Source organism: Dysgonomonas sp. Marseille-P4361 (assembly GCF_900343125.1).
Classification (GTDB): domain Bacteria; phylum Bacteroidota; class Bacteroidia; order Bacteroidales; family Dysgonomonadaceae; genus Dysgonomonas.
Genome location: NZ_OPYL01000001.1, coordinates 614,823 through 631,760, shown reverse-complemented (window position 1 = coordinate 631,760; position 16,938 = coordinate 614,823). Strand labels below are relative to the sequence as shown.

Annotated in this window: 11 protein-coding genes; 4 read left to right on the top strand and 7 right to left on the bottom strand. The window is 37.1% G+C overall.

Features of this window, described 5'->3' with window-relative positions; all coding sequences use genetic code 11:
* Window positions 1-121 precede the first annotated feature (121 nt).
* A complete protein-coding gene (locus tag DHU68_RS02565; RefSeq protein WP_108821385.1) occupies window positions 122-2,785 on the bottom strand; it encodes an alpha-L-rhamnosidase in 2,664 nt (887 codons plus the stop codon).
* Window positions 2,786-2,831: 46 nt separating this feature from the next.
* A complete protein-coding gene (locus DHU68_RS02560; RefSeq protein WP_108821384.1) occupies window positions 2,832-3,725 on the bottom strand; it encodes an AraC family transcriptional regulator in 894 nt (297 codons plus the stop codon).
* 204 nt (window positions 3,726-3,929) lie between these two features.
* Between DHU68_RS02560 and DHU68_RS02555 the strand changes: the two genes are divergently transcribed.
* The 4 genes from DHU68_RS02555 to rhaD are packed head-to-tail and all read left to right on the top strand — an operon-like array spanning window position 3,930 to window position 8,576.
* Window positions 3,930-5,420: a rhamnulokinase family protein gene (locus DHU68_RS02555; protein ID WP_108821383.1), complete on the top strand. Its 1,491-nt coding sequence runs from the start codon at window positions 3,930-3,932 to the stop codon at window positions 5,418-5,420.
* Window positions 5,421-5,430: 10 nt separating this feature from the next.
* Entirely contained in the window at window positions 5,431-6,687 is a 1,257-nt protein-coding gene (locus DHU68_RS02550) for an L-rhamnose isomerase (protein ID WP_108821382.1), read from the top strand.
* Window positions 6,688-6,696: 9 nt separating this feature from the next.
* A complete protein-coding gene (rhaT, locus tag DHU68_RS02545; RefSeq protein ID WP_108821381.1) occupies window positions 6,697-7,731 on the top strand; it encodes an L-rhamnose/proton symporter RhaT in 1,035 nt (344 codons plus the stop codon).
* A gap of 35 nt (window positions 7,732-7,766) precedes the next feature.
* Window positions 7,767-8,576 (top strand): rhamnulose-1-phosphate aldolase, encoded by an 810-nt coding sequence (gene rhaD, locus DHU68_RS02540; RefSeq protein WP_108821380.1) that lies wholly within the window; start codon window positions 7,767-7,769, stop codon window positions 8,574-8,576.
* 209 nt (window positions 8,577-8,785) lie between these two features.
* Here rhaD and DHU68_RS02535 read toward each other — a convergent pair whose 3' ends face one another.
* The 5 genes from DHU68_RS02535 to DHU68_RS02515 all read right to left on the bottom strand — a co-directional run bounded on the left by DHU68_RS02535 (window position 8,786) and on the right by DHU68_RS02515 (window position 16,899).
* Complete coding sequence (locus DHU68_RS02535; protein WP_160111055.1) at window positions 8,786-10,243, bottom strand: BT_3987 domain-containing protein; 1,458 nt, start codon at window positions 10,241-10,243, stop codon at window positions 8,786-8,788.
* Window positions 10,244-10,276: 33 nt separating this feature from the next.
* Window positions 10,277-11,917 carry a SusD/RagB family nutrient-binding outer membrane lipoprotein gene (locus tag DHU68_RS02530; RefSeq protein WP_108821378.1) on the bottom strand — a complete coding sequence of 547 codons (1,641 nt, stop codon included), beginning with the start codon at window positions 11,915-11,917 and terminating at the stop codon, window positions 10,277-10,279.
* Between the two features lie 14 nt (window positions 11,918-11,931).
* Entirely contained in the window at window positions 11,932-15,240 is a 3,309-nt protein-coding gene (locus DHU68_RS02525) for a SusC/RagA family TonB-linked outer membrane protein (RefSeq protein WP_108821377.1), read from the bottom strand.
* Between the two features lie 131 nt (window positions 15,241-15,371).
* Entirely contained in the window at window positions 15,372-16,331 is a 960-nt protein-coding gene (locus tag DHU68_RS02520) for a FecR family protein (RefSeq protein WP_108821376.1), read from the bottom strand.
* Window positions 16,332-16,389: 58 nt separating this feature from the next.
* Window positions 16,390-16,899, bottom strand: a complete 510-nt coding sequence (locus DHU68_RS02515; protein WP_108821375.1) for an RNA polymerase sigma-70 factor — start codon at window positions 16,897-16,899, stop codon at window positions 16,390-16,392.
* Between the last annotated feature and the right edge of the window lie 39 nt (window positions 16,900-16,938).

Below are 16,938 nucleotides of genomic sequence, written 5' to 3'. Positions count from 1 at the left end.
TATGATATCACAAAGTGGCTTCTGTTTTTTAGCACTTTAGTATATATTCCAAAAATACTAAGAGTGATGCAATAGCAGACAATCAGCAAGGTTAAAAATTATTATTTCGGTATATGAAATATTACTTAGCAAAAGCATAGGATATTGCATATTTACCACTCTGTATTTTTACTGTTGAATCCTTTTTATCTTTGTCCTTACTATTGATTCTATACTTTGTAATGTTATCAGGTAAAGCGACAGAAGCTGTACAACCTACAGGCAATGTAATATCCATCATCATTTGCGATCCATCCAACTTCCAGTTTACTGACACAAGTCCGTATGGTGTTTCTTTTTCTGTTTTTGCCCATGTAACTCCTTCAGGCACCTGAGGTTCGATAAGAACATGTTTATAGCCCGGCATATTTTCGTCGATGCGTATTCCTCCAACAGCCTGATAAAACCACGCTCCTATTCCATTGTAACAATTGTGGATATGACTTCTATCTCCACCCCATTCTTCCCATGTAGTGGTCGCCCCTTGATCTATCATATACAAATATCCGGGGTAGTCTCTTTTTTTTAACATTGAGTAAACAAAGTCAACGGCCTTCTCTCTTACAGCCCAATCTGTTAGTGTATTTACACCAACCAGTCCGGTTGCAATATGTCCTTTATACTTGTTTTGAGCATCCAGAAACAATTTCTTCTTAACATCTTTCTTTATATTCTGAGGAGTAGCCCCAACCAACATTGGAATCATCATATCGATCTGAGAAGCTGTAGCGTAAGTTTTCTCTTGCGGGTTGTAAAATGTTTCATGAATTTTTGTGTTCAATGCATCCCGCTTCTCTGCATAGAGTCTGGCATCGTCTTCTTTGTTAAGAATTGTTGCAATCTTAGACATATAATCTAAACACTCGCTAATGAAGCTATTGTTTACAATATCAACAGATGCTTCTTCTTGAGGATTTACCCCTTTGGGAGGAAGCCAGTCTCCAAGATACCAATTTCGATAGTCTGTATCAGGCCATCTTTTCAGTAAACCGTCAACCGAGTATTTATCTACATATCCTAACCAACGTTGCATGAAAGGATAATATCTTTCAATCAGTCTTTTATCATTATTGTTGATATATGTTTTCCAAGAACTATATATGATAAAAGCACACCAAGAGGGTCCTCCTCCTGCCTTAGTCGGGCTTGGCGCCGTATGAGGCAGTCCTCCATCGGAACGCATACAGTCTTCCCACGACTGCATCCAATTATATAGCAATGGGGAAACATTATACATGGTCTGAAGTGTTTGAGCCGATGTATTTCCATCTCCTCCATATCCCAAACGTTCGATATGTGGACAATCAACAGTATATCCCCCCAACGTTAAGCAACGGAAAGTATATTGAATCATATCGTGAATAGCATTCAGGTCTGCATCTGAACTTTGAAATGATGATGCCTGATCAAAAGTCGGGTAGATGAGGTAACCTAAAATATCCTCTTTTTTTATCTCCTGAGGCAAATTGCTAATCCTAATATATCTGAATGCATGATAATTAAATCTATTGCAAAATACCTCCTCACCTTTTCCTGAGGCAATATAAATATCTTTATGTCCTAAAAGAGTTGGAAAAACTCCGTCTTTTTCCAAATGATCAGCATACTCCATCAGTATTTCTTGTCCTTCATTTAGGTTCGGGAATTTGATTTTAGCCCATCCCGTCAGGTTTTTCCCCATATCAACAATCCATGTTGTATCATTAATACGCTTAACACCTTTGGTATAAATCGTTTCTTGAATCTGGTTAGGTTCACACATCTGAGGAGAAACTTTGTGTTCAGTATTTACAACCTCTATTGCGGGAGACCATGTATGCTTGCGTATCTCATCAGCATCCAGAGAAGCAAAAACTCTTCTTGCATCTATCTTTTCTCCGCCAAATTGGTGTGGATTCCAATTGCCAATGCCTTCGTAGCCGCTTTCAGTTCCTTTCCATGATCCATCAGTGACAACTAAAACACGATTTTCTTTCTTTTTCAGTTGATTTAATTGCGCTCTTACGATAGGTCCTTCGTGTGCTACTTTATATAAGTTGCTCTTATACCACCCTTGGCTTAACCATAAGATAATATCATTCTTCCCCTTCTGCAATAGCTTTGTAACATCATATGTTACCGATAGGGATCTCTTATCCAGCTGCGAAACAGCAGGAGATAACACATCCTCGTTTACCTTTTCCCCATTTATATATACTTCATGATAACCTAGAGAGTTTACATGAAAGAGATATTTTCCTTGCTTATTATCAATATTAATTTCTTTCCAAAGGATCGGGCTGTTTACTGCCTTTCCTTCCAGTGTCAGACCAATGTATTCTCCAGCCCACTCTTTCGCATCAAGAAGACCAATGCCAAAGCTTGCAACCGAACTCCACGAAGAAGCTTTCCCTTTCTCATCCCACACCCTCACTTTCCAGTAATAAAGAGAAGATGGGCTCAGCCTATTTCCCCCATAGGGAACCATCACTGAAGCATCAGAATCAACCTTCCCACTATCCCAGATGTCTCCTTTGCTTTTTTTAGCAAGAGTAACACTGTCAGAAGCTACAATTATTTGATAGGCAATTTGTCGAGTTCCGTTCTCTTTAGAAGTCAACTTCCAACTGAAGTGCGGACTTCGATTGTCAATGGCTAGCGGATTTTTCAAATTCTCGCAACGCAAGTCTTCGATTTCTATCGATTTTATAGAATTACTTATAAATAAGCAAAACAAGATAAAAGGGATTATCTTAAGTAATCTCATGGTACAATAATTTTATTTAGGTTAATCAAGTTTTTATATAGATATATCACAGGTTTCGTCCTTGTGTCATCTCCCTATAGGCAATAGGCGTCATCCCCGTCTTTTTTCGAAAGACTGTACAGAAGTAATCCGAATTCTCGAAGCCAACTTCAAAAGCAACCTCCTGACTCGTCATGGCTGTATTTGTCAACAACTCTTTACTCCGTTGCAGTTTGAGTTCTAATAAATATTGAGACGGGGGAAATCCTGTATATTGCTTAAAGATACGGCGAAACCAAGAATAGCTCATATGTACTTCCTGAGCAACCTCTTCCGGACTCATATCCAAATGGAAGTTCTCCTGCATTATTATCTTGGCTTTATTTATTTGTTTAATTACTTTCAGCTCCTCAAAAGAGGCATGCTTGTTCTGCGAATAAGCCAGACCTAAGAGGTGATTCACAACTCCGGCAAGCATTGGTTGAAAGCCAGTATTTTGTTCTTTAGCGATTTCTATTGCTTGCTTATACAGCTGAACAATATCGTCTCTGATGCCAACATTGAAAAGAGGTTTCTCCTTATTAAAGAAGCCATGCTGAATACGATTATCTATATTTATCCCTTTAAAACCAATCCAATATTCATCCCAGCCTGTCGCCAAATCGGGACGATAGCTATGCCATTCTCCCGGAAACAATAAAAACATATGCCCCTCTTTTATTGTTATCCGTTTTTGAGAATCGGAGGTGAAGGTCCCTCTTCCTCGGGTAATATACAAGAGTTGATATTCATCTAATACTCTCCCTTTTTCGGTAGAAAACAAATAACGGGTAGGGTGATTTCTAGGTGGATAAGGAGAGTCTTTTTCAATCCTTTGGTATCCCACCGAATTAATAGTTAGCCCCCAAAGAATATCCTGATCACTCGCAATCAAATATTTAACTCGAACTGTCTTTTCCATGTAATAAAATAGATCAACTTTCTAAGTACAAATTTCAACCACAAAGGACACATTGTACTATATAACAAACAGATACAAATATAATCATTAATTAATGATCTCATAACAATTGTATCAATAAACAAAGAGATTAAATCAAAATATGAAATAGAGCAGATGAAATAGAATGTACTTTTGTTAACGTGAAACTGAATACAATTCGAAATGAAAAACACTTACAACTTCCTCGCTTTTGATATAGGGGCTACAAGTGGACGCTCTATTATTGGAAAACTAGAAAACGGCAAATTGACTTTAGAAGAGTTAACCCGTTTCGATAATAAAATACAATTTATTCAAGACAAGTATTATTGGAATATTTTCTCTCTTTTCGAAGAATTGAAAAACAGTCTTAAGAAGACATCAAGTTTAGGTGTCGAGATAGATTCTGTAGGGATAGATACATGGGGAGTAGATTTTGTTTATGTAGCAGAAGATGGTAGCATTCTGAATCTTCCTCGATCGTACCGTGACCCATATACGGACGGAATACCAGAAGAGTACTTCTCTCTGATATCTAAGAAAGAAGTATATGACTTAACCGGAATTCAGACAATGAATTTCAATAGTCTTTTTCAACTGTATGCAGCAAAAAAGGAAAACTCATCGGCTCTGGCTCATGCTAAAAATATTCTTTTTGTACCGGATGCATTATCTTATTTGTTGACTGGCAAAAAAGTTATTGAATATACAATCGCCTCTACTTCTCAGCTATTAAACGCAAGAACAAAGGAATTTGAACCTGCTCTATTTGAAAAAGCAGATATCAGCTCATCTTTAGTGAATAAGGTTACCATGCCGGGAAGCATTATAGGCAATACAGCTCAATATATTACCAAAGAATGTAATATTAAAGACACGCCTGTTGTTGCTGTTGCCGGACACGACACTGCTTCGGCTGTCGTTGCTGTACCTGCCAAAGATGAAAACTTCGCATACTTGAGTTCCGGCACATGGTCTTTGATGGGAATAGAGACAAAAGAGCCAATCATAAACGAAGAGTCATTCAACCTCAACTTCACAAATGAGGGTGGTGTTGATGGAACAATCCGTTTTTTGAAGAACATCACCGGCATGTGGCTGCTTGAACAATGCCGCAAAGAATGGGAAGCACAAGGCAAGCCATACTCTTACCCGGAAATAGTAGAGATGGCTAAATCTGAAAAAGAATTACAATTTATCATAGATCCTGACGACGCATCGTTCGCCAACCCAGATTGTATGGAAAAAGCAATATCGGAGTTTTGTATAAAAACAAATCAAGAATGCCCAAAAGATCACGCCCAATATGTCCGATGTATTTTCGACAGTCTTGCTATCAAGTACAGGTATGTGTTAGCTAAGCTGCAAGAAGTAGCTCCATTTTCTATCAACAAATTACACGTTATAGGAGGTGGTGCGCAGAACAAGCTGCTTAATCAACTAACGGCTGACGCCATAGGCATACCAGTTGTAGCAGGACCTGTCGAAGCTACAGCCATCGGGAATATTATGATGCAAGCAAAAGGATTAGGCGTTGTAAATTCATTACAAGAAATCAGAACTGTAATAAACAACAGCGTGAGTACGGAGACATTTCTGCCTAAAACTTCCGATGAATGGAAGAAACAAATTGAACAAGCAACATCATTTTTAAGTAATATCATAAACAAATAATAATGCCAATATGAAAACTGATTTAGTACAAAAGTCTTACGAAATAGCAAAGGAACGCTATGCCGCAATAGGAGTAAACATTGATACAGCTCTTGAACAATTACAGAAAATAGCAATTTCGATACATTGCTGGCAAGCTGATGATGTTGTTGGGTTTGAAAACCTAAGCAACATGGGTGGTGGTGGAATACAAGCCACTGGTAATTATCCTGGCAGGGCAAGAAACATTGCTGAACTAAGATCTGATATAGAAAAGGTATTGACCCTTATTGGAGGAAGTCATCGTTTTAGCCTTCACGAAATTTATGGAGATTTTGGAGACAAAGTTGTTGACAGAGACCAAGTAGGACCAGAACACTTTGCTAGTTGGATGCAATGGGCAAAAGAAGTTGGATTAAAACTGGATTTCAACTCTACTTCATTTGGTCATCCAAAGAGCGGCGATCTGACTTTAGCTAACCCTGATAAAGAAATACGTGACTTCTGGATTGAGCATACTAAACGTTGTAGAGCAGTAGCTGAAGCAATGGGTAAATTCCAAGATGATCCGTGTATTATGAACCTTTGGATACATGATGGCTCGAAAGACTTGACTGTAAACAAATATCAATATCGTTCTCTTTTAGAAAAATCGCTTGACGAGATATTTGCAACAGAATACAAAAACATGAAAGACTGTATCGAATCTAAGCTATTCGGTATTGCGCTTGAAAGCTTCACTGTTGGTTCTCATGATTTCTATCTGGGATATGGAGCGAAAAAACAAAAAATGGTTACACTAGACATGGGACACTTCCATTTGTCAGAAAGTGTTGCTGATAAGATTTCATCACTGTTATTATTCACCCCTGAAATCATGCTACATGTAAGCCGTCCGGTTCGCTGGGACTCTGACCATGTTGTAATCCTCAACGATGAAGTAACCGATTTGACAAAAGAAATTATTCGTGCCAATGCTCTAAATAAAGTACATATCGGCTTAGACTTCTTTGATGCATCTATCAATCGTGTGGGAGCTTATGTTGTAGGTATCCGTTCTACTCAGAAAGCATTGTTGCAAGCACTACTAGAACCTCTGGCTAAACTTCGCGAATACGAAGCTAACGGACAATATTTCGAGCGTCTTGCTCTATTGGAAGAAGCGAAGAGCCTTCCTTGGAATGCCGTTTGGGATTATTTCTGCCTGAAAAATGATATTGCTGTTGGAGAAGATTACATCACAGAGATACAACAGTACGAAAAAGATGTAACATCCAAAAGAGGATAAAATGACATTATGAATACTATCATAGGTTTAATTATTATAGCAATAGGGAGCTTGGGTCAATCAAGCTCCTATGTGCCAATAAATAAGATTAAAAACTGGTCGTGGGAATGTTTTTGGTTGGTCCAAGGAGTATTCGCATGGCTAGTTTTCCCTCTTCTAGGGGCTATGCTGGCACTACCTTCAGGGGTATCTCTTCTGGACGTATGGCAAGCAGCGGGCAGCGATGTGTGGAAAAGCATTGGTTACGGTATACTATGGGGCATCGGAGGATTAACTTTCGGCCTGAGTATGCGTTACCTTGGAATAGCTCTGGGACAATCGCTAGCTCTTGGAACTTGTTCTGCTTTTGGGACTCTTATTCCTGCCATACTCAAAGGAGATGACTTGTTTTCGGGAGACGGACTAATATTGCTCATCGGTGTATCGATTGCCATTGCTGGCATCGCCATTATTGGTTACGCGGGAGCTTTAAAGTCTAAGAACATGTCGGAGGAGGAGAAGAAAAAAGCAGTGAAAGACTTTGCTCTGAAAAAAGGGCTTCTTATTGCGCTTCTGGCGGGTGTGATGAGCGCTTGTTTCAATCTAGGACTAGAAGCTGGTGCACCAATCAAAGCACAGTTATTTCAACTAGGAGCAAATGAACTTCTTGTTTTAAATCCTGTTATATTCTTAGTTACAATCGGAGGGTTTATAACAAATGCTTGTTATTGTCTTTTCCAAAATTATAAGAATGGTACATTCAAAGATTACACAACTGCATCTGCAAACGTATGGATGAACAACCTCGTATTCTGTGCCTTGGCAGGGTTGCTGTGGTACTCTCAATTTTTCGGATTAGGAGTCGGACAAAGTTTCTTTGAACCGGGAAGCGTAATGATGGCTTTCTCGTGGAGTATCCTAATGTCTTTGAATGTGTTGTTCAGTAATATGTGGGGAATCATCCTTAAAGAGTGGAAAGGATCGGGACAGAAAACAATTATCGTTCTTGTATCGGGATTAGCAGTACTCATTATTTCGATAATTTTCCCTCAGCTAATGAAATAATTCAAACTGTTGTTTGTATATAATAATAAATAAAAATGAAATCAATTTTAGACAATAGACCTCAATTATCGAAACAAGTCTATGAAGTTGCAGAAGTAGCCGGCTACCTGTGGCAAAAAGGATGGGCTGAACGTAATGGAGGGAACATCACAATCAATATAACTGACGAGATCGACGATGAAATCAGGAAAATGCCTGCGATCAGCGATAGAGTAGAAATAGGCAAGAAACTTCCTAACTTAAAAGGTTGTTACTTCTATTGTAAAGGGACAAACAAACGCATGAGAGACCTTGCCCGAAACCCAATGGACAATGGTTCTGTCATACGTATTCTTGACGATTGCAGCAGCTATGAAATCATTGCTGACAATCCGGTAAAGCCGACATCTGAACTTCCTTCACACTTATCGATGCACAATTTTCTGATAGGAAAAGGATCTACTTATAAAGCTGCCCTACATACGCATCCTATTGATTTGATTGCCATGACCCACAACCCTGAGTTCTTGGCAAAGGATAAACTAACGTATTTGCTTTGGAGCATGATCCCAGAGACCAGAGCTTTCTGCCCTAAAGGATTAGGAATCATTCCTTACAAGATGCCCGGATCTATAGATTTGGCGGAAGCCACTATCAAAGAATTAGAGGATTATGATGTGGTAATGTGGGAAAAACACGGAGTATGCTCTGTGGGTGAGAACATCATGGAAGCTTTTGATATGGTAGATACTTTATCTAAATCGGCTCAGATATACCTGACAGCTAAATCGATGGGATTTGAACCGGAAGGCACATCAAAGGAAGACATGGATGCGCTGAAAATAGCTTTTAACCTACCCAAATAATATAATATCACTACCTAGATGATGAGGGGGCTGCACATTCTGTAGCTCCCTTGTTTTATTTAGTATTGTCATGATTCAGGCTAGAGCATTCATTCCCTATCTGACATAAAAAATCAAGAGTAGCTAGAAAACTCCAACTACTCTTGACCCATCGTATTATTAAATCTAATTGAAAATTATAATCTTAACAGATTAACTTAAGACTATATTTATTCTCCTGTCCATTCTTCTGGATCACCTTCCAAGTGAGACCATTCTGATTTATACACTGTTTCGTTAAAGATAAGTTCATCATCAAACAGAGATTCTGTTAAGAACTCTAATACCTCCAATTGACTAGGTAATTCTCCAAACCAACGACTGTTTGTGCGTTCTTTGAAGCTTACTTCTGTAGGATCTACATCATATGTCATATTTGCCCCATAGCCATTATCTCTTAATTCCTTTAGGTAAGGGAGAGGTAGTTTCAATGAAGCCAAGTTAGAAAAATTCATTGAAAATTGGCCAGTCCTGCTTTTCGGCAATTTATAATAGTTTTGAGAGAAATCACCTGTTATACCATAATCTGGAAGGATATAATCTACGAATTCGCCAGGATACTTACCTTCTACTGCAACCATATCTATAAGATCTCTATATGCATATACAGTCACCCATTTATCAGGCATAATCTTATCTATTTCATATGCCAGACGAGAACTTGCTTTATTATCAGCCATCGGTAATAAAACGCTTGGATCTCCTGTTCCTTTATATCCATACTCATCGTCAAGGAATACTCCATCTAATCCATAGGTATCATTAAATTTCTTTATTTCCTGAGCGAATTGTTTACATCCAGCATCAGTCATATTAGCAAGACCTGCTGCTGTATGGTGAGGCAATATACCGAAAACAACTTTCATCCCTGCATCCTGTAATGGTTTTATATACTTGTCAGCATTATCGAACAAATATTTATTCTTAGGATTTAAAGAAAGATGAAGCTTCTTGGTTTTATCGTTATACTGCATATTCGCCGAGAATAGAATAACAGCATCAAACAGATACTTATCACTATTCTTTAGCTTGAAATTCAACGAATTCAACGGATTAATTCGATTAATTTCTACACAATTGAATATTTTAATATCTGTAGATTTTTTAGTACTGTTTAATGGAACCTTTACAATAAAAGCTAAATATGAATCTTTTTCAGGTATAGATATATTCCCTTTTAACACTGTTGCTTTTAGAGGAATAATATATTCTACGTTCTCCTCCAAGCCTTTCCCATATTTGATATTCAATTCTACTGAGTCTGACAAGGTTTTACCCGGCAAAATAGACACTTCTTCTTTAGAGAGGGTGTAGAGTTCTTTAGGGAACACTTTATAGTTCTTGTTGGCTTTTTTGTTTATTACATCAATTAGCGTCTCATCATATTTATATGAAACTTGCACTTCCTCTACTGCTTCTCGTCTCAATACAAAATTGAAAGACTTATCAATGGTCTTCTCTTCTTCGAGCTCCATATTAATTTTCTGAGCAATGGCTTCTTGAGAATAAGCAAAACCATAATTCTCTCCCAGATCAACTTTATCGTCTTCGCAACTCGTAACACATAGTATTACGAGAGCAGACATCAATAAAGATTTTAAGGATAATATATAATTTGTTTTTTTCATTTCTAATATCATTTTTAGTATCAATATTATCTACTATTTGTTCTTGTTAGGCTTCTTATCCCACCAAAGTTTTGTGCTATAGTTATCCTCGCCTCCTAAAGATTCTTTCACCTTAGGATAAGTTGGCTTATTTTTTTCGATAGTAGGATATGGAATTCTGGATGCTACTCCATCTGCCAAAAGAGGGTCTCCGCTCATATTAACCAACACTGGGAAAAACTTAGGATAACCGGTACGTCTATGTTCGCTCCATGCTTCTTGGCCATTAGGATATATTGCGATCCATTTTTGAGTAATGATTTTTTCTAATTTTTTCTCTAGGTCTGCACCCTCATCCCATTTTATTAAGGCCTTAGATTGGTTCTTCACTGCATAATTAACCTTAGGGTCGATTAGAAGCTTATTTTCAGGTTGCGGATAATCAGCCGGCACATTTTTATTGTTAGATATATACGCATTTATTGCTTCTTCGTCAACGACTCCCCATTGAGCAAAAGAAATACGAATACCTTCTTCATAAAACTGTTGTGCTGTCCCCTTCATATTCCAGCCTAACAAAGCTCCTTCGGCACGAAGAAAATAAGACTCAGAAGCTGGCATAATCAGATTTAAGTCATCTGCACTAGTATTTGCAGTAGAATATCGTCTTGTGATATCCTGAGATGCAATTGTAATACCAGAACGAACTCCTACATATTCTTCTGTCGGTGTAGCATCAGGACCAAGATTTACTTTTGTAAAGTACTGGCTCAATCTAGGGTCTGCATAACCTTTCATATAGCTAACAATATCAGCACATACTCTAGAATCGCTCCACTCTACAGCAACCTTGTACAAACCGTTCGGGTTGAATGCATTATTTGCATTATCTTCGTTTGAGTTCATTACTCCAAATTCATGTGCAACTGCAGCTTCGGCTTTCTCTTTTGCCAACTCAGGGTTAGCATAGCGAATTCTCATCGCCATTCTTAGCTTCAATGTATTAGCATAAATAACCCATTTCTTATAGTCATTACCATATATGGCATCAAAAACATCGCTATCTCCTTTGTAATTAGGATTGTCTTTATAATGCTGAGTCAGGACAGCTATTGCTTCATCCAATTCATTAAACATTGTTTTATAAATTGTTTCCTGATCGTCGTACTCAGCCAGCAAATTCCCTGCACTTAGCTGAGAATAAGGAAGAGGTCCATACATATCTGTTAAACGCTGGAAAGCTGTCACTTTCAATATTCTAGCAAAATTATATAGATGCTGGTACTCTTCTTTATCTACTGAGATCTTTTCTACTTCATAGAAACTACGAGCAATATATTTATAAGTATCTTCTATTGGAGTATAGAGCCAATTGTCTTGAGCGTTGAACGTTTGGAAATGATTTCTCCAATTTGAATTAGCAATATTGAAATAACGTCCATAAACAGCTCCGATAAAGTTCTCGGTCAACTGATAACTATTTTCCTGTACAGGAAATGCATAATTAATCAATGTAGGGAATTGCAATTTGATTAGATAGTGCCCTTCCATCAAGTCTTCAACAGTAGGTTCTCCCGGATTTCTATTGTATTCTTCAAATTTATCCGTACACGAGCTTACCAATGCAACGATCATTACAGCCCAAAGCAGTTTCAGACTGTTTTTTAATGTTCTATATTTTATAAAATCTTTCATTTTTTCCTCCTTTATTAAAATTCAGCTTTCACACTAAAACCAATGTTTCTTGTAGTAGGTTGCATAAAGAAATCTACTCCTTGATAGAAAGTACCAGTACTTCCTGTTACTTCAGGATCGAAAGGAGCATCTTTATAAAGAATAAACAGATTGCTTGCAACAAGAGACAGGTTTAATTTCAGTTTGTCATTAAACACTTTTTTAGGGATTGTATATCCTAAGCTGATTTCTTGTAGTCGAATATTATCTGCTTTATAAACATAGTCTGATAATAATCCGTCTTTTGACCCTACGGTTTCATAATAGTCTTTAGGGTCGAAAACCACATTACCTACTTTTACATAACCTCTGTCGCGTGCAATAGCTGTTTTTTCAGTTACTCCGTATCCATCAAGAGTAGCTTCTGTTGGAGACATTACGATACCACCAAAGCGTCCTGAAATCATAAAGCCGAAATTAAAGTCTTTCCAAGTGAAAGAATTTCTGAAACCGAGATTCCATTTAGGTAATACTGTTCCTAGATATTCTTCTGTATCTTCTAGGATCGGATATTTTTCCGTAGCATCTAGTACAGGGTTACCATTTTCGTCTAATTTCATGCGTTTCTGAGCATACAAATCACCCATAGTACCACCTACATTCAAGCGATAAATAGAAGTACCAATAGCCTCTCTTTCACCGTTAAACATATTCCCTACAGCAATTTTTTCTCCATCTACATCTACTGTTGCATTTTCATCTATCAGTTTCAGTATCTTATTATTGTTGTATCCTGCTGTAAAGCTTGAGTTCCAATTTACATTTCCAAGCTTAAGGTCAGTACCTATTGCCAACTCTATACCATCATTACGCACATCTCCTGCTTGTACATACATTTTATTATACAAAGACATAGCAGATATATTCAGTGCTAGAGTTTGGTTAATCGTATTTGAATGATAATATGTGAAATCAAAGTTTAATTTGTTTCCGAACAATTTAGAAGACACCCCAAGTTCCCAAGAGTTTGTTCTCTCCGGCTTCATATCCGACAGAGGTAAGAAACTACTTGATTCAAAGTGACGATTACTCTCGTTGTAAGGATAAGTAACAATAGAAAGATTTCTAGGAATAGGAGAACCTACTGATGAATAAGAAGCTTTAAGTTGTAGATACGAAATTTGCTCCGGAAGTTTTACTGCTTCTGACATTAGGAATGACAAACCTACTGATGGATAGAAGAAAGATAAATTTTTTGTTCTAGCCAATGGAGAAGACCAGTCGTTACGTCCTGTCAGAGTTAGATATAGCATATTCTTATAACCTGCTTCAAAACTAGCAAATACAGATTGGTCTTGTTGATGCCATCCAGTATATACAGGCACGGTTTTAGAAGCTTTCATATCTATATTTGTCATTGCAAAATAGTTAGGAACCATTAGAGGACCTTTCAATCCTTTAGAGATTGACTTCATATCAGAATAACTTCCTCCAACAATAGCATTAATTGAGAACTTATCAAAAGACTTATTAATACTCATAATAACGTCAGCATAAGTTTGCTTGTCGTCATCTGTAATTGTCTTCAGTTTACCTGTTTTAGGATTATCACTAAATTTAGAGTCTGTGCTTGCATAGAGTCTGCTCTCTTGCTCATTACGCGAGTTATCCATTCTTACACGCCCTGCAACATTCAACCAGTCTGTTATTTTATATTTCAAATTCACATTCACCATATAACGATCTCTGTCGTTAGTTCTTGGCATTCTGTTTAATAACCAATATGGATTTTGAGAATCTAAGATTCCGGCATATTCTTGTGGCCAGTTTTGGACATTATATCCTTTACCCGAATCGTAAGTCTCGAAATTTTTGTACGAAAGCAAATCTCCTCCTACAGGGAATGCATATACAATAGGTATAGGATTATAGTACAAACCTTGTCCGACGATATTTTCGTCAGATTGTTTGATATAACTGAATCCATAATCGAGAGTCAATTTATCGTCAAGGAAGTTTGTTGTATTACGTACTGTCAAATTACTCTTATTATATTTATTCTCAGGGATAACACCTTCCGAGAAAGAGTGAGAGAATGAAGCATAAGTCTGATTCTTTTCACTACCCACCGATAAACTAACTGATGTTTGATTTATCAAGCCGGTTTTAAAGAAATCCAATCTGTTATCTGTCAATCCATCAGCTCTGTTACCCCAGCTTCTAAATTGGTTCTCAGCAGCTCCATATCTGTTTTGGAAATCATAATATGTAATAGGATCGGAGAAAGTAAGCTGATTAGACACTGTGATCTTAGGTTTTCCCGCTTCTCCTTTTTTAGTTGTAATAATTATAGCACCATTAGCAGCACTAGATCCATACAATGCAGCAGCAGCTGGTCCTGTTAGTACTGATAAGCTTTCTATATCATCAGGGTTAAGGTCAGAAATACCTTCTCCTCTTGGTTGATCTGCATAAGTGTAATTTTTATCAATAGCACCACCACTAGTATTATAGATAGGCACACCATCGATAACATAAAGAGCGTTATTGTCTTTGGTAATAGATTTCACACCACGCATTACAACACGTGTTGCACCTCCTGCACCGGCAGATGAGTTGATGTTTACTCCGGCAACTTTACCTGCTAAAGAGTTCATGAAGTTTACATCTTTCACGGTTGTCAGGTCATCATTCGTAATTTCCTGAACATTGTAGCTCAACGCTTTTTCGGCACGAGTGATACCTAATGCTGTTACAACTACAGCATCTAGCTGTTTTGTATCAACACTCATTGTAACATCAATCGTTGTATTGTTGCCTACTTTTACTTCTTTGGGTTGGAAACCTAGATAAGAAAACTGTAAAACATCATTTTCACTAGCAGCAATTGTATAATTACCATCTATATCTGTGATAGTTCCTGTTTTTGTTCCTTTAACCATCACAGTGGCTCCAATTATTGGTTCCCCTTGATCGTCCACAACAGTTCCTTTTATAGTCTTTGTGTCAGGAGTTTGAGCTTTTTTAGGAGTAACGATCATGATTTGATCATCTGCTATTTGATAGCTAAACCCGGTTTTCGATAGTATTTGATCTAGAACATCGCTTAATGGTTTGTCCGACACATTAAGGTCAACTAATTCGGTATCATTCAGTTTAGATTGGTTGTATGCAACCGACATCTTCGATTGTCTTTCTACTTCTCTTAGAGCCTCCTTTATCGTCATTTTATTTTTATTGATAGAGATCCTTACATTACCATTTTGAGCAAAAACTGCTCCAAAGGAAAACATAAGTACGAGGCATAGTAGCGTAAGACGTGACTTAACACGAAAAATAGTCATAAGTTATTACATTTAAAGTTAATAATTTAGGTTTGAGTACTTGAATAAAATCAAGTTAGGTTTGATTAGACTGTGTAATTTTTTCCGTTCATTCAATTTTCTTCATAGGCTCTTAGATTTTAATTTTTTTATTAATAGATATAACATATGTCGTTTACTAGTTTGTATTTGAAATTTTCAGCCACATTCTTCACCACTTCTAATACTTTCTCCAAGGGAGCATCATCTTGGAATCTGAAGTTGTAGACATCTTTATTTTTTGAGTTATTATGGAAAACAACTTCGTATCTCCTTTCTAAAACTTTCACTATATCTGCGATCGTCGCTTCTCTAAAGACAAGTTCCCCTCTTTGCCATGCAGTAACATCATCTACATTCGTTTCTAGTATAGAATACTGAGATGTTTCTCTGTTATAGGAGAATTGTTCATTAACGGCAAGGATGCGTTCTACATCTGCTTCCGGATTTTCGATCTTGATACTTCCTTGAATTAGGGTAGTTTTATAAAAATTGTCATTTGGATAAGAAGCCACATTAAATTCAGTACCTAAGGCAGTAACAGCAAAGTCTTTAGACTTTACGATGAAAGGTACTTTTTCGTTTTTCTTTACCTTGAAATTAGCTTCTCCTGTCAAATAGATTGTTCTATTTGTTTTCCCGAAATCTTCGGGATAAACTAGGATAGATGTAGAGTTTGTAGTAACAACACTTCCATCCGGGAGTTCTATTGTATTCACTTTTCCTACAGATGAGTAGTTTTCGACAAAAACAACATCGACATCTGGTTTTTGGGTAAAGATATATGCTGTAGAAATACAAATGAGGGCGACGATAGCCGCGGCATAACGCCACACTATTAATCGTTTATTATTAGATTGTTTTGGAAGATACTTTTCTTTAAAAGAATTATATGCAACTAAAGAATCCTCTTTTGAGATAGAATTAGGTTCTTCCCATAGTTGACGCAAGGTTTCTTCTTTTACTTCAGCTTGATCGTTATCGATTAACCAATCGTGAAAATCTTCAATTGAAGACTTTGATCCTGCGCTTTTCCTAAAAAGGTCTATTAGTTTATTGATATTTCCTTTCATTTATCCCTATATATTAGATGGCTCTATATATATAAGACAATCGAAAGGCTTCAACTACTCAATAGAAAACTAATAAAAATAAAACTTTTTTAAGTTCGCTTAATGCTAAATAGATGTGACGCTCTACGGTCCTTACCGAAAGTTCCAGATTTTCAGATATTTCCTTATTTGTCTTACCTTCAAAACGACTCATCTTAAAAATCTTTTTTCTTTGCTCCGGCATTTTTTCAATGGTATCCATAGCCAAAACTTCTAATTCCTTAGCATGAATATTCTCCTCCAAGCCGAATTCTTCAATAAGTAGTCCCTTCTCAAACAAACTTTCTTGATGTCTGCGTTCTAAGGATCTTCTTTTTAGCAAGTTGAAAATATGATTTCGTGTTATTGTATAGAGAAAACCCGGATTGATAGAAGCTTCTTCTTCCCATAGCTCGGGCATGTCTAAGATTCTCAAAAATACATCTTGAGTTATATCTTCTGCATCCTGTTCTGACAAAAGAATACGTATTGCAAAAGATTTCACTTTTGGGTAGTTTTCTATAAAATAAGTCTCGAACCGTTTATTCATGCCACGTTACTTAAGCCCTAGCATTTAGTCAGCAAAAAC

Coding starts and splice junctions, on each gene's coding strand:
- DHU68_RS02525 (WP_108821377.1), bottom strand. CDS start 15,240: ATGACTATTTTTCGTGTTAAGTCACGTCTTACGCTACTATGCCTCGTA.
- DHU68_RS02550 (WP_108821382.1), top strand. CDS start 5,431: ATGAAAACTGATTTAGTACAAAAGTCTTACGAAATAGCAAAGGAACGC.
- rhaD (WP_108821380.1), top strand. CDS start 7,767: ATGAAATCAATTTTAGACAATAGACCTCAATTATCGAAACAAGTCTAT.
- DHU68_RS02535 (WP_160111055.1), bottom strand. CDS start 10,243: ATGAAAAAAACAAATTATATATTATCCTTAAAATCTTTATTGATGTCT.
- rhaT (WP_108821381.1), top strand. CDS start 6,697: ATGAATACTATCATAGGTTTAATTATTATAGCAATAGGGAGCTTGGGT.
- DHU68_RS02555 (WP_108821383.1), top strand. CDS start 3,930: ATGAAAAACACTTACAACTTCCTCGCTTTTGATATAGGGGCTACAAGT.
- DHU68_RS02565 (WP_108821385.1), bottom strand. CDS start 2,785: ATGAGATTACTTAAGATAATCCCTTTTATCTTGTTTTGCTTATTTATA.
- DHU68_RS02560 (WP_108821384.1), bottom strand. CDS start 3,725: ATGGAAAAGACAGTTCGAGTTAAATATTTGATTGCGAGTGATCAGGAT.
- DHU68_RS02515 (WP_108821375.1), bottom strand. CDS start 16,899: ATGAATAAACGGTTCGAGACTTATTTTATAGAAAACTACCCAAAAGTG.
- DHU68_RS02530 (WP_108821378.1), bottom strand. CDS start 11,917: ATGAAAGATTTTATAAAATATAGAACATTAAAAAACAGTCTGAAACTG.
- DHU68_RS02520 (WP_108821376.1), bottom strand. CDS start 16,331: ATGAAAGGAAATATCAATAAACTAATAGACCTTTTTAGGAAAAGCGCA.